Below are 19010 nucleotides of genomic sequence, written 5' to 3'. Positions count from 1 at the left end.
GTACGGCATCCAGCTCATCCGGCAGGCCCCGTCAGGGCGAGCCGGTGCGGTGCCTCCACGCGACGGCTTCGAGGGCTCCACGGTGATCTGCCCGCCTCCCGGCCGGCCAGGGACCGGATCGGTCGGCATCAGCGGCTCGATCCGGTCCCGCGTCGCATCAGCGATCACTGACCGGGCAGACGCAGCCGATCAGCCGGCGGACGCGCCAAGGAGACACGCTCCGGCGGTTCCAGCGTCACGTAGTCGTCGACGACGCGGTGGTAGCTGGTGTGCCCGGTCGCCCGCGTGTGGCGGCGCATCCACTCCTCGATCCAGTCCGAACCACCGGAACGGATCATCTCCCCGCACTCCTTCCCCTCCCCCGCGACACAGGTAGCGCTGTACTCCGGGCGTACGCCCGGGTCCTGCTCGAACGTCCACCCCACGTGCCGGCACGCGCCCCTCATGACGCCCCCTCACGACCGCCGTCGGTCACGCCGCCCCCGGCCAGCCGAACCGCCGTGTCCGGCAACCCCAACCCCGCACGGTGCTGCGGGCATTCGCACCGGGGAAAGGCGATCGAGCCGGGCGGAGGCTTCGGTCGTTCGTCGCTCCCGTTCAGGTGATCCGGAGGGATCGTGAAGACGAGGAGCGCCCCGTTGACCCCCCGCTCCGCGATCATTCGGGCCAGTTGCGCCCGCGCCGTGCTCTTCATGTGACCATCCGCCTCAGTCCGTGCCATACCTTCTCCGTCAATTCCTTTGTCGGCTCCGCGTATTGGCGCGGCACCCAGTCGGGGGCTATGCGCCAGAAGCCGCCCGCGCGGATGAGTTCGTACAGCGCTTCAAGGTCGTCCCCTGGCCCCGGGGGCTGGGGGGCTCGTTCGGCCACGTCCGGTGCCTTTCTGCCGGTTTCCCGACATCACCTTGCCTGCGCAGTCGTACGATCACTAGCAGTGACAGCCGGACAACGGAATTGTCCGGCTGGGGAGGTGCACATGCCCGAGAAGGCCGAAGAGTTGGACGGGGCGAACGACCCCCGGAGCTTCTGGCATTCCGAAGTCAAACGCCTGCGCGAGAAGAGGGGTTGGCTCCAGAGCAGGCTCGGCAAGGAGATCAACGTCTCGGAGGACTACGTCAGTCGCCTGGAGCGGGGCGTGCGACCGCCGACGCATGAACTGTCGATTCGCCTGGATCAAGTATTCGACACAGACGGACACTTCGTGCGCCTCTTCGAGCTGGCCAAGAAGTCCATCGGCGCGATACCCGACTTCTTCGCCTGGGTAGCCGAGATGGAGAAGTCCGCACAGCGGATCGAGGAGTATTCCCCCACCCTGGTTCCTGGGCTGCTACAGACAGCGGGCTACGCCCGCGAGGTGTTCAAGGCCGTGTGGCCGTACCACTCGCCGGAGAAGATCCAGGAGTTGGTCGATGCCCGCTTGGAACGCGCCGGAATCCTCAGTGTTCATGGGGGCCCGGAAGTCTGGGTCATTCTCGAAGAAGCACTGCTGCACGCACGCCTGCCCGTAGGCGTCATGGCCGACCAGCTCGCGCACATCGTCGAGTTGATTGAGGGGCGAAAGATCGTCCTGCAAGTGCTCACACAAGACATCGGCATGCATGCGCTCAAGACCGGACAGCTACGGATCATGACGCTGGAGGACGGCGCACAGATCGCCTATACAGAGGGCCCCTACTCTGGCAGCGTGCTCGACACAGCGGAAGAGGTGGCAGCCTGCCGAAGGTCATACGATCTGGTGAGGGCTACCGCACTTCCACAGGCGGACTCCCTCGCCCGGGTCAAAGCGGCACTTGAGGAGCACAAGAAGCATGATCAGTGAGAACGCGTGGTACAAGTCGAGCCACAGCGGCGGCGAGGGTGGCAACTGTGTCGAGTGGGCACCCTCCACCGTGGCAACGCACGGCGTCGTGCCCGTTCGTGACAGCAAGGCCCCGCACGGCCCTGTCCTCACCGTCTCCCCCGTCGCGTGGGCCTCGTTCATCGCCTTCGCGGCCCGTAGCGACGTCTGAGCCCGACAGAACCCCCCTGCTGCGGAGGCCGGCACCTCATCATGCGGTGCCGGCCGTCGCCCTCGCGGCCTCGGCGATGATGGACTCACGGTCGCGCCATTTGGCCCAGAACGCGCCCCGGTAGCCCAGCGCGGTGAGCGCCGCCAGGAAAGGGTTGTCGGCGTAGTTGTTGTCGTCCTTGGAGCTGCCGGGGGCGGTGGGCAGCATGACGCGGGGGTAGTCGGCGGGGGCGACGTGGTCCCACATCAGCTCGACGGTGCGCAGCCGGCGTCCCGCGGGGTCGGCCAGGGTGTCGGGGTCCTCGGGGAGGCCGGGTGAGAAGTAGAACACCGGGCGGAGGGCGCCGTCGGGCTGGAACAGGAACTGGCGCTCGTACTCCACGGGCGAGGCGCACTGCTCGGCCGTGCGCAGCACGATGGGTTCGGTGGCGGTGTTGGACTGCGTTCCGGGTTCGTGCCGTACGCCCGCGCTCTGCCGGGCCAGCCACAGGCCCAGCGGCTGGTAGGGGAAGCAGCGCAGTCCCAGACTGAACCCGGCGACGGTCGCGTCCAGCGCCAGGGTCCGGTCCATGGCTTCGCGCAGGGTCTGCCAGGTCTCCCCGGGCATCCCGGCCAGGACCTCCACCAGGCTCGCCATGCCGTACTTGCGGCACAGTTCCACCGCGTGCGCGGTGTCGGCCCAGGTGTAGTAGCGGGTGCCCTTGCTGGTGACCTTCCACCCGTCCAGGAGGTCATCGCGTACGTGGTCGGGCGCCACGTTCACGCCGGCGCAGCCGGCCGCCGCCAGCAGCTCGGCGAACTCCTCGTCGAAGGGTTTGGGCTGGGCGTAGATCCACAGCCGCAGCCGGTGCAGCGAGGAGCCGGGGGTGGTGTTCTTGCGGCGCACGATCTCGCGCAGTACGGCCTTGGAGTTCGCGATGGCGAGGTTGAACTCGGAGTCGGCGGTGTGCACGTCGTACACGCCCTGGTCCAGCAGTTCGGTCAGTTCGTCGACCACCGCGTGCACGGAGCGCTTGGCGAACGCCGTGCCCTTGGCATCGGGTTCCACGCAGTGCGCGCACGCGTAGGGGCAGCCGTTCTTGGTGAGGATGTTGCCCAGGCCCCCGCGTTCGTAGTAGCCGAGGTTGTCGACCTTCCACCGGTCGCCGGAGCGCCGCGTGTAGGCGGAGGCGGTGTCGACCTGCCAGGCGCGCGACTGTCTGACGCCGACCTCGCCCACCGCGCCCAGCGCGGTGTCGGGGTCGGGCGTGGCGGAGCGGGTCACCCGGCCGTCGCCGTGGTTGACGAGCAGGCCGGGGACGAGGGCCGGGTCCTCGCGGCGGGAGAGCCGGTCGGCGAGGTCCACCAGGACACGTTCGCCCGGACCTTTGACGCCGAAGTCCAGCCCGAGGTAGTCCACGCACGCGAACGGCGTCGCGGAGAATCCCACGCCGCCGCCCACCAGGGGCGCCGGGGTCAAGGAGCGAATCTTCCGTACGATCTCCCGGTGCTCGGGGAGGAAGACGCGCTGCTGCTGCGCGTAGAGGTTGTCGGTGTTGCGCACCGAGAAGCCCACCAGCAGCGGGGGCGGGCGGGAGGTGAAGTAGTCCTCCAGCAGCCGCGGCCAGCTGTCCCGCTCGAAGCACAGGTCCACGACCTCCGCTGTGTAGCCGTGCTGCTCCAGTTCGGTGGTGAGGACGTCCAGCGCGTACGGGGTGATCGGGGGATGAACCTTGTTCGGGTTGATCAAGGTGATCAGGGGGGACGTGGGAGCGGTCATGATCGGTCCGTGCCTTCCTCGGGGTCGAGCGGGTCGAGCGGGTCGAGCCTGGCGGTGAAGTGCCTCAGCGGCGACTGCGGGCCGGTGATCGTGAAGCCGGTCAGCTCCCGGGCCCGGCCGGCCACTTCGCGCGCCGCCGCCACGACGTACTCCAGGTGCGAGCGGGTGTAGACGCGACGCGGCAGCGCCAGCCGCACCAGTTCGTGCGGGGCCGGGCGGCCGTCGTGGCCGAGCGTCAGCGTGCCGAACTCCACCGTGCGCACCCCCGCCGTCCGGTAGAGCTCGCAGACCAGGGCCACGCCGGGGAACTCGTCGGGCGGAATGTGCGGCAGGAGCGCTCCGGCGTCGGCGTAGACGGCATGGCAGCCGGCCGGGCGCAGCATGGGCAGGCCCGCCTCGGCCAGGGCGTCGACGAACCACGCCGCGGTCTCGGCCCGGTACGCCAGATAGGCGGGGTCGATGACCTCGCGCAACCCGCGGGCCAGGGATTCCAGGTCGCGCCCCGCGAGTCCGCCGTAGGTCGGGAACCCCTCCCAGGCGATCAGGAGTTCACGGCAGCGCGCCGCCGTCTCCTCGTCGCGCAGGGCGAGGAGCCCGCCGGTGTTGGCCATGCCGTCCTTCTTCAGCGAGGCCCAGCAGCCGTCCGCGAGGTCGAACATCGCACGGGCCGTCTCCCGCGGGGTGCGGTTCTCCTGGCCCGGCTCGCGGGCGGTGATCAGATAGGCGTTCTCGGCGAAACGCGACGCGTCCAGCAGCATCGGCACCTCGTACTTCCGGCACTCCTCCCGCACGCACCGCAGGTTCTCCAGCGAAACGGGCTGGCCGCCGCCTCCGTTGTCGGTCACCGTCATGATCACCGCAGCCACCCGCTCGCCGTCCTGGCCGGCCAGGAGTTCCCGCAGCCGGTCGAGATCGATATTTCCCTTGAAAGGCGCGGGGACCGCGATATCGGCGGCCTGCGGGGACGGCAGGTCCACCGCCCGGCACCCCAGCAGTTCGACGTTGGCGCGCGTGGAGTCGAAGTGCGTGTTCGCGACGGTGATCTGGCCGGGGCGCAGCAGCGTGGTGAAGAGAATCCGTTCGGCCGCGCGTCCCTGGTGAATGGGAATGATCTCCGGGAATCCGGTCAGTTCCCGCGCGGTCCGCTCGAATCGTCCATAGGACGAGGCCCCCGCATAGGATTCGTCGCCCTGCATGATCGCCCCCCATTGCGCGGACGACATGGCCGTCGTTCCCGAGTCCGTCAGCAGGTCGATGGTCACGTCGGAGGCGGGCACGCGGAAGATGTTGTAGTCGGCCTCGGCCAGTATCCGCCGCCGCTCATCTGCGGTGCGGAAGGCCAGCGGCTCCACCATCTTTATACGAAACGGCTCCATCGTCGCGCTCCACTCCTCGGAGGGGGTGCGTCACGAACTTCCTCGCTCCCTTCCTTCACGAATACGGCAGCGGCGGTCACGGCCCCGCGGAATGGGAGCCGGAAGAACGGACCGGCAGAACGGACCGGCAAAGCGGGTCGAGAGAACGGGCCGGGAGAACGGGCCGGAATTACGCATGCGTGAACGCTTCGGATTCTCATGAATTACCGTACTGCCGACAGGGCGCGCGCGCCTTCTCAAGAAATACGGGCGCGGGGCGGCGGGGTATCGAGCGGCGTGCCGGAGTTACGGGGCGGACCCCAACGGACCCGAACGGGCCCGAGCGGCCCCGAGCGGCGACCCCGCGATACGTGACGTGGACATGTCCGACTATGCGCGGACGCGCACCCCGTTTCGATAGGACTTCGGCCATTGATGCCGCGGACCCGCGCCGTCCGGAGCGCCCCGCGACCGCCCGCCGGGCCTCTTTTCGGCCGGGGCGCCAGAGACCCCACACCACGGCGCGGACCATTGGAACCGAAGGCGCTTCACGGTTCATGTCGCAACCATCAAGGCATATCGCGCACCATAGGCAATGATCAGAAGGCCTCTCCGCCGCTCCGCACCCCTGAGGCCCGGCCGCTCGGCGCGGCGGCCAGGACGCCCGTACCGCCCCTTCCCTGAGACCCCCGTCACGCGAGTTCGCGCCATTACGGAACGCGTTCAACCAGCGACCAGAAGTGATCGGGCGATGTGCGTTCGGCGGGCGGTTGGGTCAGACTCCCGTCCGGTATCTGCACCTACGAGCAAGGGAGTGTTCGAAATGCGGTACATCACTGGGGGAATCGCTCTTGCCGCCGCGCTGGCCGTGACCGGTCTGGCCGGGGCCTCGACCATCGCCAGCGCCGCGCCCGTACAGCCCAAGAGCCTGTACGCGCCCTCGGCGCTCGTGCTCACCGTCGGCGAGGGCGAGCACGCCGCGAACACCACGGTCCGCCGCGCGGTGACGCTGAGCTGCACCCCGACCGCGAGCGGCACGCACCCGGCCGCGAAGGCCGCCTGTGCCGAACTGACCGCAGCCGGCGGGAAGTTCGACGTACTGGCCGAACCCGCCTCGGACCGAGCGTGTCCGCATGTATGGAACCCGGTCGTCGTCACCGTTGACGGCGTCTGGGAAGGCGCCCGCGTCTCGTACGAGCACACCTTCGCCAACGCGTGCACGAAGGAGAACGCGCTGAGCACGGTCTACGAGTTCTGAGGCCACGCCACTCCTGAGGGGCACGGTCTCCCGAAGGCCGCTGCCCCCCCTGAAGGTCGCCGCCTCCCGAAGGCAGCCGCGCCTGAAAGTCCCCGTACGACCCTACGCCCGTACATCTCGTACGCACGCGGAGCGGCCCCCGGACAACCCGCTGAGCAGGTTGTCCGGGGGCCGCGTCAAGCAGACCGGGACCAGGACCGGGACCGGGTACTAGCCGATCTCCGCCCCGTACTCCTGGAGCGCCTCCGGGACCGGCTGGAAGAAGGTCTCACCGCCCTGGGAGCAGTCGCCGCTGCCGCCCGAGGTGAGGCCGAGGGCCGACTCGCCGTCGAAGAGGGCGCCGCCGCTGTCACCGGGCTCGGCGCAGACGTCGGTCTGGATCAGGCCGTCGACCTGGCCCTCCTGGTAGTTCACGGTGGCGTTGAGCGCCTTGACCGTGCCGTCGTGGACCTGCGTGGTCGAGCCGCTGCGCTTGACCTGCTCGCCCACGGTGGCCTCGGCGGCCTTGGTGATCTTCTGCGTGCCGCCGTAGAGGTCCACCTCGCTCGGGTGGTCCGTCTGGCCGGTGTACTTCGCGATGGAGTAGTCGTGACCGGGGAAGGTCGACGCCTCCGTGGTCGCGATCTCCTGGCCGCCCTGCTGGTCGGACCAGCTCTTGACCGCGTTGCCGCAGTGACCGGCGGTCAGGAAGTACGGCTGGCCGCCCTTGGTGACGTTGAAGCCGAGCGAGCAGCGCGCACTGCTCCCCCAGATCGCGTCGCCGCCCGCGATCAGCGGCTTGAACTCACCAGCGCTTCTCTTCAGCGCCGCCTTGTCGCCGAGGGACGAGACGACCTTGTCGACCTTCGCCAGCTTCGCGCCCTTGACCGTGCGGTCGGCGGTCACGACGACCTGGTTGGTCTTCTGGTCGACGGCCCAGGCGGTGCCGGGAACGGCGGCCTTGGCGTCCAGCGTCCGGCGGGCGGTGTCGAGCTGGGCGAGCGAGTGCTTGACGATCTTCGGCTCGGCCCCGGCCTTGCGGACGTTGTCCGCGGCGGCCTGGTTGAGGACGTTGACGACGAGTTTCTTGGCCTTGGCGTCGTAGTACGAACCGGCCGCGTCACCCTTGAGGCCGGCGGAGAGCTTGCTCGCAAGCTTTCCGGCGGACGTGACGGACAGTGAGTCGGGGGTGGGGGCCGGCGCGGCGTTGGCGCTCTGCAGGGTGAGGGACGCGGCCGCGAGTACGGCGACACCTGCTCCGGCGAGGGCTACGCGCCGCTTGGGCATCCGACGGTGCTTCAACTCTTGACCTCCAGTGGGGGGATGGGCCCGGCTGTGGGGTAATGCCCGGACCCGGAGGGGGTACGACACGGGCGCTGCCCCCGGTCGGGGTCGCGTCCATGCCAAGTTGCGCCGTCGAGTATCCCGACGTGGCGAGGGAGTGCACAAGACCGACTTCCAGTCGCGCGAACAGGGTTTCGCGCGCCCCCGTCACAGGAGCCTCACAGGTAACTCCCCGCACGTCGGCCAAGGTGCTGAATACGGTGGGCAGATGGCCGGTCAGCGCAGGGTGATCCATAAAGCTGTCCGGTAAACGCCCCTCCGCTTCCGGAATGCGAGGCGGTTTACGCCGGGTGGACTACGGGCGCGGAGCGGGAGCGTGAGGGGGGAGTGTGAGGGGCCGTGGCAACGACCCGGCCCGGTCCGTGCTCGGGCCCCGGTCCGGGCTCGGGCCCCGGTCCGGGCTCGGGCCCCGGTCCGAGCCGAAGTCCGGCCCCGGGTCAGGCCGCCGCGTGCCGATAGGTCGGGTACGTGATGTATCCGGCGTCGCCGCCCTGGTAGAAGGTGCCCTCGTCGACGGGCGCGATCGGCAGCCCCAGGCGCAGGCGCTCGACCAGGTCGGGGTTTGCCAGGAAGGCGCGGCCGAAGCTGATCAGATCGGCCCCCTGGGCCAGCCAGCGGTCGGCCTCGGCCGGTCCGGCCTGCCGGGGGCCGCCGGGCGCGGCGGGGTTGACGATCAAGGAACCCGGCCACGCCTTGCGCAGCTGGAGGAGCACGTCGTCGTCCGCGGTGGCCTCCAAGTGCACATAGGCCAGGTCGAGCCGGGCCAGCTCCGCCAGCAGCGCGGTGTTCAGTTCGGCGGCGTCGTCCTCCACCACGCCCCAGATTCCGCCGCCGGGCGACAGGCGGATGCCCGTACGAGCGGCGCCCACGGCCTCGACCGTGGCAGCGACCGCCTCGACCGCGAACCGAATCCGGCCCGCGATCGAGCCGCCGTAGCGGTCGTCGCGCAGATTGGCGTTGGACGACAGGAACTGGGAGATCAGATAGCCGTTGGCGCCGTGCAGTTCGACCCCGTCGAAGCCGGCGTCGACGGCGCGGCGGGCGGCCTCCGCGTAGGAACGGGCGTGCTCCGGCACCTCCTCGGTTCCCAGGGCGCGGGGTACGGGCATGGGCCGCGGGCCGTGCGGGGTGAAGACGCTGCCCTCGCCGGGCACGGCCGACGGGCCGACCGGCTGGAAGCCGGTGGTGTCCGGGTGCGAGACCCGGCCGCCGTGCATGAGCTGGGCGAAGACGCGGCCGCCGTTGGCGTGCACGGCGTCGGTCACCTGCCGCCAGGAGTCCCGCTGCTCGTCGGTGTGCAGGCCGGGCGTGCCCGGGTTGGACTGCCCGACGAGGCTGGGCTGGACGCCCTCCGAGACGATCAGTCCGGCGGTGGCCCGCTGCGCGTAGTAGGTCGCCATCGCGGGGGTGGCCAGCCCGCCGGCGGCGGCCCGGACGCGGCTCATCGGGGCCATGACGGCCCGGTTGGGGAGGGTCAGCCCGCCGAGCTGGTAGCTGCTGAACAGGGACGGCATCGGTTTCTCCTGCGTGGTCCCGCGCCCCGGTCTTTCGGGGCGCGGGACCACGCTAAAATCTGACATCCATGTCAGATTCAAGTCGAAGACCCCGCGAACTCGTGTGACAGCCCTCACACGCCCTCGGTGCGCCGGGAGACCGGTGAAGAACGACGAGCAACGACGTAGGACGACGTAGGACGACGCAGAACAAAGGACGAAGGGAGCGCAGTCCGTGCGCATCGGAGAGCTTGCCGCACGCACCGGAGTCAGCGTGCGATCACTGCGCTACTACGAGGAGCAGGAGCTGCTCACCAGCGTCCGCAGCGGTGGCGGGCACCGGCACTACACGGAGAACGACATCGACCGCGTCCACTACATCCAGGGCCTGTACGCGGCCAACCTCTCCAGCCGCACCATCGCCGCCCTCATGCCGTGCGCCGAGTCGCCGAGCACCCACAACTCCGACGCGGCCCTGGAGCGCATGGCCCTCGAACGCGACAGGATCACAGCCCAGATCGACGACTTCCTGCGGGCCCGGGACACGCTTGACCGCATGATGGACATGGCGCGTGCGCACCGGGAGACGCTGGCGCACGCGGGTGCGGGTGCGGGTGCGGGTGCGGGCGCGGACGCGGCTCCGGTGGAGGAGGGCGCGGGGTTCCGGTGCGGGTAAGGCGTCGAGGAGGGCGTACGGCCGGGGCCTGAACCTCAGAGGGTCCTCTACCGCACCTGCGGCTCCTCCGAAAGCGCCTGCTCCGGTGTCGCGTCGCTCACCTGATCCGGCTGACGCACCCGGCCCACCTGCCCCAACTGCTGTGTCCGGTCCGGCTGGTCGGCCTGCTCCATCGGGTCGGGCGGCTGCTGCGCCGCCTGCTCCTGCGCCGCTTGCTGCTGAGTCCGGGGCGGCTCGGCCTGGACCTGCGGCTGAACCTGGGGCTGAGGCTGGGGCTGCGAGGGCTGGGCGGCCTGCGGGGCCGGCTGCGTGGAGCGTTCCAGGAAGCGCAGCAGCTCCACCGGGAACGGCAGCACCAGCGTGGAGTTCTTCTCCGCCGCCACGGCCACCACGGTCTGGAGCAGCCGCAGTTGGAGCGCCGCGGGCTCGCCCGACATCTCGTGCGCGGCCTCGGCCAGCTTCTTCGACGCCTGGAGCTCCGCGTCGGCGTTGATGACGCGCGCCCGCCGCTCGCGGTCGGCCTCGGCCTGCCGTGCCATCGACCGCTTCATGGTCTCCGGCAGCGACACGTCCTTGATCTCCACCCGGTCGATCTGCACGCCCCACCCCACGGCCGGGCTGTCGATCATCAACTCCAGGCCCTGGTTGAGCTTCTCGCGGTTGGAGAGCAGATCGTCCAGGTCGCTCTTGCCGATGATCGAGCGCAGCGAGGTCTGGGCCATCTGGGAGACGGCGAAGCGGTAGTCCTCGACCTCGACGACGGCGTTGGCCGGGTCGATCACCTTGAAGTACACGACCGCGTCCACGCGCACCGTGACGTTGTCACGGGTGATGCCCTCCTGCGCGGGCACCGGCATCGTGACGATCTGCATGTTCACCTTGCGCAGCCGGTCCACGGCCGGGATCACCATCGTGAACCCCGGTCCGCGCACGGAATTTCGCAGCCGGCCGAGGCGGAAGACCACGCCCCGCTCGTACTGCTTGACCACACGGGCCGCCGCGAGTGCGTACAGCACACCCGCGGACGCGACCGCCGCTCCTGCTGCCACCAGCTCCTCGACCATCACGGCCCCCTAGCCGTCTGGGCCCCTCCCCGTCTGCGGCAGCGGGGAGGGCGGGTGTTATTTCCCACGGTATGCCCGCTACGGGCAGGGGTCGAGCCCCCCGTCACCGGGCCCGGCCCCGCCTCGGAGCTGTACGCCGGGGTCAGCCCCGGATCAGCCCGAGGCCAGCCGCTCGATCTCGGCGGTGACCTGCTCGGCGTACGGGCGCAGGCGCGGCAGCAGGTCGTCCCAGCGCTCCCGGTCCGCGCCGAGCCGGCCGAGATAGCCGGCTCGCGCGCGGGAGAGTACGGGGCGGTGCTCCTCGGGGAGCCGGGCGAGCGCCCAGCCGGCGGCCGCGTCCTTGGAACCGATCTCCCCGGTCGCCAGGGTCCGCCAGACGCGGGCGAGCGTCAGGACGACGTTCCGGGTGTCGTCCTCCAGCTCGGCCAGCAGCTCCGGCACCCCGGCGACGATGCCGCGGCGCAGGTCCTCGGGGGGTACGGCGTCGAGCGCGTCGGCCGGGGGCGGCCCGCACAGCGGTGCGTCGCCGAGCAGCGCCATGGTGATCAGCGGCGCGAGATCGGGGCTCTCCCCCGGCCCCGGCGTCTCCCCGCGCTCGTACTCCGTACGCAGCCACTCCCCGTACTGGAACTCGCAGCGCGGCGGATACCGCCACGGCCGTACGTCGTCCTGGACGACGACCGTCAGCTCGACGGGCCGCCGTCCGCCGCCTTCCTCGCCTCCTCCGCCTCCTCCGTCCCCTCCGTCTCCCGTGCCCCCCGTGCCGGAGATCCTCAGCAGCGCGGCCACGAGCGCCCGCCGCTCCCCCGCCGTCGTGCGCCGCCGCAGCACGGCCAGCACATCGAGGTCGCTGCTCGGCCGCAGCCCGTCCAGCACGGCGGAGCCGTGGAGATACGCGCCGACGACGTCCTCGCCGAACACCTGACGTACCAGGCGCACGACGTCCTCGGCCTGCGCTTCCGTGTCCGCCTCCGACTCCGGGAGGCCCGTCCCGCTGATCGCCACGGTCCGGATGGTAGGGAGCGGAGGAGGGGGGAGCCAACCGGTTTCCGGCGAGGCGACGGCACCGTACGGTCACCGATTAATCTGTTGATCATGACCGATTCCGCAGACGTACGCCGCATCGCCCTCTCCTTGCCGGAGACGGTGGAGAAGGAGGCGTGGTCCATGCCCACCTTCCGCGTCGCCGGCAAGATGTTCGTGACGGTCCCCGACGACGAGACGTCGTTCGCCGTGCGGTGCCCGATGCACGAGCGGCAGGAGCTGATCGCGGCGGAGCCGGAGAAGTTCTGGGTGCCGCCGCACGAGGCCGCCTCCAACTGGGTGCGCGTACGGCTCGCCGCCCTGGAGGACGTCGACGAACTGCGGGACATCCTCGTCGACTCCTGGAAGCAGGCGGCCCCGCCGCACCTGCTGGACGCCTTCACCGGAGCGGCCTGAGCGTGCGACCCGACCAACTCACCTATCTGATAAGGGGGTTATGGGTCGTCGGCACGACAGCCGTCGTCACCGTCGCCCTGACCGCGTGGTGGCTCTGGGAGGACCGACTCGAAAACCACCGCGATGACGGGCTGGCGTCGAGCCAGGTGCTGGTGAGCCGGGACGGCCGTACGCTCACCGCTGCCGTCTCGTGGTCCCCCTGCCATGAGGTACAGCCCGAACTGGCGGCTCGGGAGTCCTCCGACACCGTCGCCCTGACGATCAGGACAGGCATCCCCGACCTGTCGCACCCCTGCGCGACCTCGAAAGATCAACAGGTTGCCGTCACGCTGCGGACGCCCTTGGGGAAGCGGCGGCTCGTCGAGGGCTTCACCGGCGACCGCATCCATCCCTTCGACAGCGCTTTCCTCGGCGCTCCCGGCTACCTCCCGCCGGGTTACGCGCAGACGGACGTCATGTACCAGGAGGCGCCCGGACCCCAGCCCGGCCTGCCGTCCCTGCTCTCACGGGACCGCGAACACGGGCCCGCCTGGACCCGCTACTACCGCAAGGGGGCAGGGGAACCCACCCTGGCCATCGCGCAGATCGCCGGCAGAGACGGGCAGGTCGGCTCGGGCGAGGCGGTCTCGGTCGGCGGGCGGCCCGGACACCTCTTCACAAGGGCGGGCTCCGAGCGCGGCGTGACCTGGTTCGACGGGACCTTCACCTACATGGTGTGCGACTCGGGCTCGCGGCTGGCCGCCGACGAGTTGCTGAAGGTCGCGGACCGGCTCGGCGGCGGGGAACGGGGCGGGGCCGCGTACGGACCGGCGGCGGTCCCCCGCTGAGTCACGTGCGCCCGTAAGCCCCGCCCGTACGCCCCGTACACCTGCCCCCGGCCGGTGTTCCGGCCGGGGGCAGGGGGGATGGGGCAGGCCGTGAAGGTGGGGAAGAAAGCCGCGCCTTCCCTCGGAACGCGCTCAGAGCGGGGTCAGAACAGGCTCACGCCGTAGGCGTTCATCGCTTCGACCACCGGCTGGAAGAACGTCGTGCCGCCGGAGGTGCAGTTGCCGCTGCCGCCGGAGGTGAGGCCGTAGGCGGTGGAACCGGAGTAGAGCGAGCCGCCGCTGTCGCCGGGCTCGGCGCAGACGGTGGTCTTGATCAGGCCGGAGACGATGTCGCCGTTGCCGTAGTTGACGGTCTGGTTCAGCGCGGTGACCTTGCCGCTGTGGGTGCCGGTGGTGGAGCCGCGCCGGGTGACGTTCTGGCCCACGGTGGGGTTGGCGGCCTTGGTGATGGCCTGGCTGCCGACGGCGCTGGGGTGGGCCAGCGAGGTGTTCGTGTACTGCACGATGCCGTAGTCGTTGCCGGGGAAGCTCGTACCCGTGGTGGGGCCGATGCTCGTGGTCTTGCTGGAGTTCGCGTAGTACGGCGGCTTGCCCTCGGTGCAGTGTCCGGCGGTGAGCAAGTAGTACGTGTTGCCCTTGCGCACGTTGAAGCCGAGGGAGCAGCGCCAGCTCGGCGCGTAGATCGCGTCGCCGCCGGAGAGGAGCTTCCGGAGCTCGCCCTTCATGTGCTCGATGCGGATGGCGCCGGCGTTGGCGCCCGCCCCGGCCTTGATCTTGGCGATGTCGGCCGCGGTGACGGTGTCGTCGACGGTGACGGTGACGGAGCGGGACTTCTGGTCCACGGACCAGGCCGTGCCCGCGACGTCGGCGCTCAGCACGGCCGAGTCGACGGCGGAGAGCTGGGCGACGCTGTACGGCTCGGCGGACCGGCCGCCGTCGGCGTGGGCGTTGGTGGCGACCAGCGCCGTCGCGGCCGCGAGGCCCGCGGCCGTGGCGAGCAGGCCGGAACGTCTCACGATGCCGCTGCGGGGGGTGGTGCGCTTGATCCTCACGTTCTTCCTCCCGAGGGGGGTAGGGGGCCCGCCGTGGGGTGGACGGGCCCGTGAGGCGCAGTCAAAGGGCACACCGGATTCCGTTTCCGCCGTGCCCCTGACAAGCGCTGCTGCGGAGTATCGAGGCGGGCGGACAACAGGCGCAAGGGCAGCTTTCGGACGCCCGTTCGCGGCACAACGGCCATGGCCCCGACGGCTCGGAGGCCGCCGGGGCTGGGTGCTGACCCCCTCGGGTCGCCGATAGGACGTAGCGGCGCGGCGGTCGGTTCCCTTCGGCGCGGCAACCGGTTTTCGCTCGGCGCGTCAGCCGGCCGTCCGCTCCCCCTCGGCGCGGCGACCGGCCCCCTCAGAGCCCCGGCAACCGATCGCGCTCAGCGCGGCGACCAGCCCCCCCCTCAGCCCCGGCAACCGGTCTCGCTCAGCGCGGCGGCCGGCCCCCTCGGCGCCTCAGCCGATCTCGCTCAGCGCGTCAGCCGGTTCCGCTCCCCCGCCCGTACGTCGATCGGCAGCGTGTTGCCCGGCGGCGGGAAGGGGCAGATGAAGTGGTCGGCGAAGGCGCACGGCGGCAGCAGGGTCCGGTTGAAGTCCACCGTCACCGTGCCGTCCGCGGCCGGCGCCGGCGGGCGCAGGAAGCGGAAGCGGTAGCTGTCCCGGCCGCTCGTGCCGTCGGCGAGCACGGCCCACAGCGACCCGTCCCCCTCCACCGCGACCTGGAGCGTGTGCTCGTCGCCGTCGACCGTGAAGGCGAGTTCGCCGCCGAGCCCGAGCCCCCGCTCCTGGCCGTCGGCGTTGCCGACCCGTACGGTGCGGCTCGTGTCGTACGGGCGGAAGAGCCCGTCCAGCACCCACCGCTCGTCGTAGTCGAAGACGTCGATGCCGGCGAAGGAGCGGCGGTTCTCGGCGTCCGGGTCGAAGACCCGGACGGCCCACAGGCCCTCGCGGCGCAGCACGACGAAGCGCTGTCGGCCGCGGGCCACGCGGGCCGCCTCGGGGCCGCTGTCCTCGCCGAGCCGGACCTCGCCGTCCAGCGGCCGGCCGTCCACCGTCAGCCCGTCGGCGGCGTCGGCGCTGAGCGACATCGTGTCCTCGTCCCCGTCACCGCCCTCGGTCCAGCGGCCGGGGAGCGTGCCGCCGTCCAGGGTCGGGACGCGGCCGTCCTCGGCGTCGGAGAGCCAGTGCGTACCGGTGAGCGCGAGCGGCCCGTACGGCTCGGAGACCGTCGCCACGCGGCCCTCGTGCCAGGTCTTCCACTGCTGCTGTGCGTCGTCGCTCATGTCGTTCAACCTTTCACAGCCCCCGCGCGCGTGCCACGCGCGGGGGCCTCGGCGGGGGCCTCGACGAGGCGGGACGGTGCGGCGGGCCGGGGCAGCCCCAGGTGGTCGCGGAGCGTCGTGCCCTCGTACCGGGTGCGGAACGAGCCGCGCTCCTGGAGCAGCGGCACCACGCGCTCCACGAAGTCGTCGAGGCCGCCCGGCGTGAGGTGCGGGATGAGGATGAAGCCGTCGGCGGCGCCCGTCTGCACGAACTCGTCCAGCTCCGCCGCGACGCTCTGCGGCGTCCCGATGAACGACTGCCGGCCGGTCGTCTCGATCACCGTCTGCCGGATGGACAGCCCCTTGGCCGCCGCCAGCGCCCGCCATTTCGCGGCGACGGCCAGCGGATCGCCGAGCCGGACCCGGCCCTGGACCAGTTGGCCGTCGGGGTCCGGGTCGATGTCGGGCAGCGGCCCGTCCGGGTCGTACGCGGACAGGTCGCGGCCCCAGATCTGTTCCAGGGCGAGGATCGCGTTCTGCGGCGAGACCTGGAGCCGGCGGATCTCGGCGGCCTTCTCCTGCGCCTCGGCGGCGGTGTCGCCGAGCGCGTAGGTCACGCCGGGCATGATCTTGAGGTCGTCGGGGCGGCGGCCGTACGCGCCGAGCCGCCGCTTCACGTCGGCGTAGAACTCGCGGCCCGCCTCCAGGGTGCCGTGCCGGGTGAAGATGATGTCGGCGGCCGAGGCGGCGAACTCGCGCCCCTCGTCGGAGTCGCCCGCCTGAATGACCACGGGGTGGCCCTGCGGGCTGCGCCGTACGCCGAACTCGCCCGAGATGTCGAAATGCCGCCCGGTGTGGGCGAAGGGGCTCGGGGCGTCGCCGCCGTCCCAGGAGTCCCACAGCTCACGGGCGGTCGCGACGAACTCGGCGGCGCGGGTGTAGCGGTCGGCCCGGTCGAGGTAGCCCCCGCGCCGGAAGTTCTCGCCGGTGAAGGCGTCGGAGGAGGTGACGACGTTCCAGGCGGCACGGCCGCCGCTGAGGTGGTCCAGCGTGCCGAGCCGACGGGCCAGTTCGTACGGTTCGTTGAAGGTGGCGTTGACCGTGGCGGCCAGCCCGAGGTGCTCGGTGACGGCGGCGAGGGCGTTCAGCACGGTGATCGACTCGGGGCGGCCGACCACGTCGAGGTCGTGCACCCGCCCCTTGTGCTCGCGCAGCCGCAGCCCCTCCGCGAGGAAGAAGAAGTCGAACAGGCCGCGCTCGGCGGTACGGGCCAGGTGCTCGAAGGAGGAGAAGTCGATCTGGCTGCGGGAGCGCGGATCGGCCCATACGGTCGTGGCGTTGACGCCCGGGAAGTGGGCGGCGAGGTGGATCCGCTTCCTTTCGCCCCTCGCGGGAGTGTTCCTGGCGGGAGTGTTCCTGGCGGGTGTGGTCATGCGATGCCTCCGGCGGGTGCGTAGCGGTTGGCGGGGCGCGGCAGGCCGAGGTGGTCGCGGAGCGTGGCGCCGGGGTAGAAGGTGCGGAAGAGGCCGCGGTGCTGGAGCAGCGCCACCGTGCCGTTGACGAACCGCTCCAGGTCGTCCTCCGGGTCGGTGGGCGTGATGTGGAAGCCGTCCACGGCCCCCGCCTCGTGCCAGTCGCCGATCAGCTCGGCGAGGCCGACGGGCCCGCCCCGGTAGAGCGTGCGCCCGTCGCGCCCGGCCGTGAGCTCGCCCTCGTACGAGGCGGCGTCGGCCGACGCCGCGCTCTCGCCGTCGGTCAGATCGACCGTCAGCGCGGCCAGCACCGTCAGCTCGTCCGGGGCCCGGCCGTGCGCCGCCGCCCGGCCGCGCAGATCCGCCCGCGCCCCGGCGGCGGCGGACCGGCTCATGGCCCGTACGTACGCGACGTCGGCGTGCCGGGCCGCGGCCTCGCGCGGCAGCGAGGCGGTGGCGTCCAGCGCGATGACCGGGCGGCCCTGGGGCGGTCGCGGCACGATGGCCGGGCCGCGCACCGAGAACTCGCCGCCCTCGAAATCGACGTAGTGGAGCTTGTCGCGGTCGATGAAGCGGCCGGTGGCGACGTCCCTGATCTCGGCGTCGTCCTCCCAGCTGTCCCAGAGCCGCCCGGCGACGTCGGCGACGTCCGCCGCCTCGCGCCACAGCGCCCGTGCGGAGGCCGCGGGGCGGCGGCCGAAGAGCCGCGCCTCGGCCGCCGTCGTCGACACGTCCACGGTCCAGCCGGCCCGGCCGCGGCTGACCCAGTCCAGCGTGGCGACGGCGCTGGAGACGTGGAACGGCTCGGTGTGCGTGGTGGTGACGGTCGGCACCAGGCCGATCCGTTCCGTCGCGGGGGCGATGCGGGCGAACACGGCGAGGGCGTCCGGGCCCCGCCGCGCGAAGGAGTCGCCGAGGGTGACGAAGTCGAGCCGGCCGCGCTCGGCGAGGCGCGCGGCGCGTACGTACGGGCCGGCGTCGAGCGCACCGGCCGCATCGGCGCGGTCGACGGCCGCGGCCAGCCGCAGCGGCCGGGAAGGGGAGGGTACGGACATGGTCGTATGCCTTCTTTCGGTGGCTCTCGGTGGCTCTCGGTGGCTCTCGGCGGTCGCTTCGGTGCGATGGGCGGACCCGGCGCGCCTCATCCCGGCGCGTCCCGCCCCGGCGCGTCCCATCTCGGCGCGTCTCAGAGGACCTTGGACAGGAACACCCTGGTGCGCTCGTGCTTCGGGTCGTCCAACACCTCGGCGGGCGGCCCCTGTTCGAGGATGCGGCCGCCGTCCATGAAGACGACGGTGTCGGCGACCTCCCTCGCGAACCCGATCTCGTGGGTGACGACGATCATCGTGGTGCCGCGGGCGGCGAGGTCCTTGATGACGTCGAGGACCTCGCCGACCAGCTCCGGGTCGAGGGCGGAGGTCGGCTCGTCGAAGAGGAGCAGCCGGGGTTCGAGGGCGAGGGCCCGCGCGATGGCGACGCGCTGCTGCTGGCCGCCGGAGAGCTGCCGGGGGTACGCGGCGGCCTTGTCGGCGAGGCCGACCCGGGCGAGCAGCCGTTCCGCCGTGGCCGCGGCCTCCTTCTTGGGGCGCTTGAGCGCTGATACGGGCGCTTCGGTGATGTTCTCCGCCACCGTCAGGTGCGGGAAGAGGTTGAAGTTCTGGAAGACGAAGCCGATCCGGGTGCGCTGCCGCAGCACCTCCCGCTCCCGCAGCTCGTAGAGCTTGTCGCCGGAGCGGCGGTAGCCGACGAGGGAGCCGTCGACGCTCACCTGGCCGCTGTCCACCTTCTCCAGGTGGTTGATGGTGCGCAGCAGAGTGGATTTCCCGGAGCCGGACGGGCCGAGCACGACGGCGACCTCTCCTGGTCGTACGCGCAGGTCCACGCCGTGCAGCACCTTGAGCGGTCCGAAGCTCTTGTGTACGGACCGGACGTCGACCATGAAGTCCGCGGCGCTCGCGGCATCAGTGGGGTCCGCGGCATCAGTGGGGTCCGGGGCGTTCGTGGTATCCGGGGCGTTCGTGGTGTCCGTG

Annotated in this window: 18 protein-coding genes and 1 pseudogene; 6 read left to right on the top strand and 13 right to left on the bottom strand. The window is 71.3% G+C overall.

Going from position 1 to position 19010, the window contains the following annotated elements; translation table 11 throughout:
• Positions 1–34: 34 nt before the first annotated feature.
• Positions 35–168: pseudogene (locus tag AB0I49_RS18230) on the bottom strand (transposase); the annotation flags it as partial.
• The gene (locus AB0I49_RS18225; RefSeq protein ID WP_363227965.1) at positions 165–338 is read right to left on the bottom strand and encodes a hypothetical protein; all 174 of its coding nucleotides are present in this window, start codon (positions 336–338) and stop codon (positions 165–167) included. The pseudogene AB0I49_RS18230 and the gene AB0I49_RS18225, both read right to left, overlap by 4 nt.
• Positions 339–976: 638 nt before the next feature.
• On the opposite strand from AB0I49_RS18225, the gene AB0I49_RS18220 reads away from it, so the two are divergent.
• Together AB0I49_RS18220 and AB0I49_RS18215 are read left to right on the top strand one after the other, a co-directional pair.
• Positions 977–1819, top strand: a complete 843-nt coding sequence (locus tag AB0I49_RS18220; protein ID WP_363227964.1) for a helix-turn-helix transcriptional regulator — start codon at positions 977–979, stop codon at positions 1817–1819.
• Positions 1809–2009 carry a DUF397 domain-containing protein gene (locus tag AB0I49_RS18215; protein ID WP_363227963.1) on the top strand — a complete coding sequence of 67 codons (201 nt, stop codon included), beginning with the start codon at positions 1809–1811 and terminating at the stop codon, positions 2007–2009. The genes AB0I49_RS18220 and AB0I49_RS18215 overlap by 11 nt, the downstream gene beginning before the upstream one ends.
• A 39-nt stretch (positions 2010–2048) precedes the next feature.
• Here AB0I49_RS18215 and tsrT read toward each other — a convergent pair whose 3' ends face one another.
• Positions 2049–3767 carry a tryptophan 2-C-methyltransferase gene (gene tsrT / locus AB0I49_RS18210; RefSeq protein WP_363227962.1) on the bottom strand — a complete coding sequence of 573 codons (1719 nt, stop codon included), beginning with the start codon at positions 3765–3767 and terminating at the stop codon, positions 2049–2051.
• Positions 3764–5143, bottom strand: a complete 1380-nt coding sequence (locus AB0I49_RS18205) for a tryptophanase (RefSeq protein ID WP_363227961.1) — start codon at positions 5141–5143, stop codon at positions 3764–3766. The genes tsrT and AB0I49_RS18205 overlap by 4 nt, the downstream gene beginning before the upstream one ends.
• A gap of 802 nt (positions 5144–5945) precedes the next feature.
• On the opposite strand from AB0I49_RS18205, the gene AB0I49_RS18200 reads away from it, so the two are divergent.
• Positions 5946–6380, top strand: a complete 435-nt coding sequence (locus AB0I49_RS18200) for a subtilase-type protease inhibitor (protein ID WP_363227960.1) — start codon at positions 5946–5948, stop codon at positions 6378–6380.
• A gap of 210 nt (positions 6381–6590) precedes the next feature.
• Here AB0I49_RS18200 and AB0I49_RS18195 read toward each other — a convergent pair whose 3' ends face one another.
• Both AB0I49_RS18195 and AB0I49_RS18190 read right to left on the bottom strand, forming a co-directional pair.
• On the bottom strand, positions 6591–7646 hold the full coding sequence (locus AB0I49_RS18195) for a S1 family peptidase (RefSeq protein ID WP_363227959.1): 1056 nt from the start codon (positions 7644–7646) through the stop codon (positions 6591–6593).
• Between the two features lie 494 nt (positions 7647–8140).
• Entirely contained in the window at positions 8141–9217 is a 1077-nt protein-coding gene (locus tag AB0I49_RS18190) for an alkene reductase (RefSeq protein WP_363227958.1), read from the bottom strand.
• A 214-nt stretch (positions 9218–9431) separates the two neighbouring features.
• Between AB0I49_RS18190 and AB0I49_RS18185 the strand changes: the two genes are divergently transcribed.
• The gene (locus AB0I49_RS18185) at positions 9432–9872 is read left to right on the top strand and encodes a MerR family transcriptional regulator (RefSeq protein ID WP_363227957.1); all 441 of its coding nucleotides are present in this window, start codon (positions 9432–9434) and stop codon (positions 9870–9872) included.
• Between the two features lie 47 nt (positions 9873–9919).
• On the opposite strand, the gene AB0I49_RS18180 is transcribed toward AB0I49_RS18185, so the two are convergent.
• Both AB0I49_RS18180 and AB0I49_RS18175 read right to left on the bottom strand, forming a co-directional pair.
• Positions 9920–10936: a slipin family protein gene (locus tag AB0I49_RS18180; RefSeq protein ID WP_363227956.1), complete on the bottom strand. Its 1017-nt coding sequence runs from the start codon at positions 10934–10936 to the stop codon at positions 9920–9922.
• Positions 10937–11089: 153 nt separating this feature from the next.
• Positions 11090–11935, bottom strand: a complete 846-nt coding sequence (locus tag AB0I49_RS18175; protein WP_363228123.1) for an aminoglycoside adenylyltransferase family protein — start codon at positions 11933–11935, stop codon at positions 11090–11092.
• Positions 11936–12031: 96 nt separating this feature from the next.
• Here AB0I49_RS18175 and AB0I49_RS18170 point away from each other — a divergent pair, with 96 nt between their 5' ends.
• Positions 12032–12376, top strand: a complete 345-nt coding sequence (locus AB0I49_RS18170) for an MmcQ/YjbR family DNA-binding protein (RefSeq protein ID WP_363227955.1) — start codon at positions 12032–12034, stop codon at positions 12374–12376.
• Positions 12377–12378: 2 nt separating this feature from the next.
• Entirely contained in the window at positions 12379–13203 is an 825-nt protein-coding gene (locus tag AB0I49_RS18165; RefSeq protein ID WP_363227954.1) for a hypothetical protein, read from the top strand.
• A 143-nt stretch (positions 13204–13346) separates the two neighbouring features.
• Here the strand turns inward: AB0I49_RS18165 and AB0I49_RS18160 are convergent, their stop codons facing one another.
• The 5 genes from AB0I49_RS18160 to AB0I49_RS18140 form a co-directional block, all read right to left on the bottom strand.
• Positions 13347–14255 carry a S1 family peptidase gene (locus AB0I49_RS18160; protein WP_363227953.1) on the bottom strand — a complete coding sequence of 303 codons (909 nt, stop codon included), beginning with the start codon at positions 14253–14255 and terminating at the stop codon, positions 13347–13349.
• Positions 14256–14716: 461 nt separating this feature from the next.
• A complete protein-coding gene (locus tag AB0I49_RS18155; protein WP_363227952.1) occupies positions 14717–15529 on the bottom strand; it encodes a DUF1684 domain-containing protein in 813 nt (270 codons plus the stop codon).
• A gap of 5 nt (positions 15530–15534) precedes the next feature.
• Positions 15535–16941: an NtaA/DmoA family FMN-dependent monooxygenase gene (locus AB0I49_RS18150; protein WP_363227951.1), complete on the bottom strand. Its 1407-nt coding sequence runs from the start codon at positions 16939–16941 to the stop codon at positions 15535–15537.
• Positions 16938–18035, bottom strand: coding sequence for an LLM class flavin-dependent oxidoreductase (locus AB0I49_RS18145; RefSeq protein ID WP_363227950.1), 1098 nt, complete (start codon positions 18033–18035; stop codon positions 16938–16940). Before AB0I49_RS18145 ends, AB0I49_RS18150 begins: the two co-directional genes overlap by 4 nt.
• A 131-nt stretch (positions 18036–18166) precedes the next feature.
• Complete coding sequence (locus tag AB0I49_RS18140; RefSeq protein ID WP_363228122.1) at positions 18167–18919, bottom strand: amino acid ABC transporter ATP-binding protein; 753 nt, start codon at positions 18917–18919, stop codon at positions 18167–18169.
• Positions 18920–19010 lie beyond the last annotated feature (91 nt).

Origin of the sequence: Streptomyces sp. NPDC050617, from assembly GCF_040654795.1 — a bacterium.
Taxonomy (GTDB): Bacteria; Actinomycetota; Actinomycetes; order Streptomycetales; family Streptomycetaceae; genus Streptomyces.
This window is presented reverse-complemented; position numbering and strand designations above follow the sequence as displayed.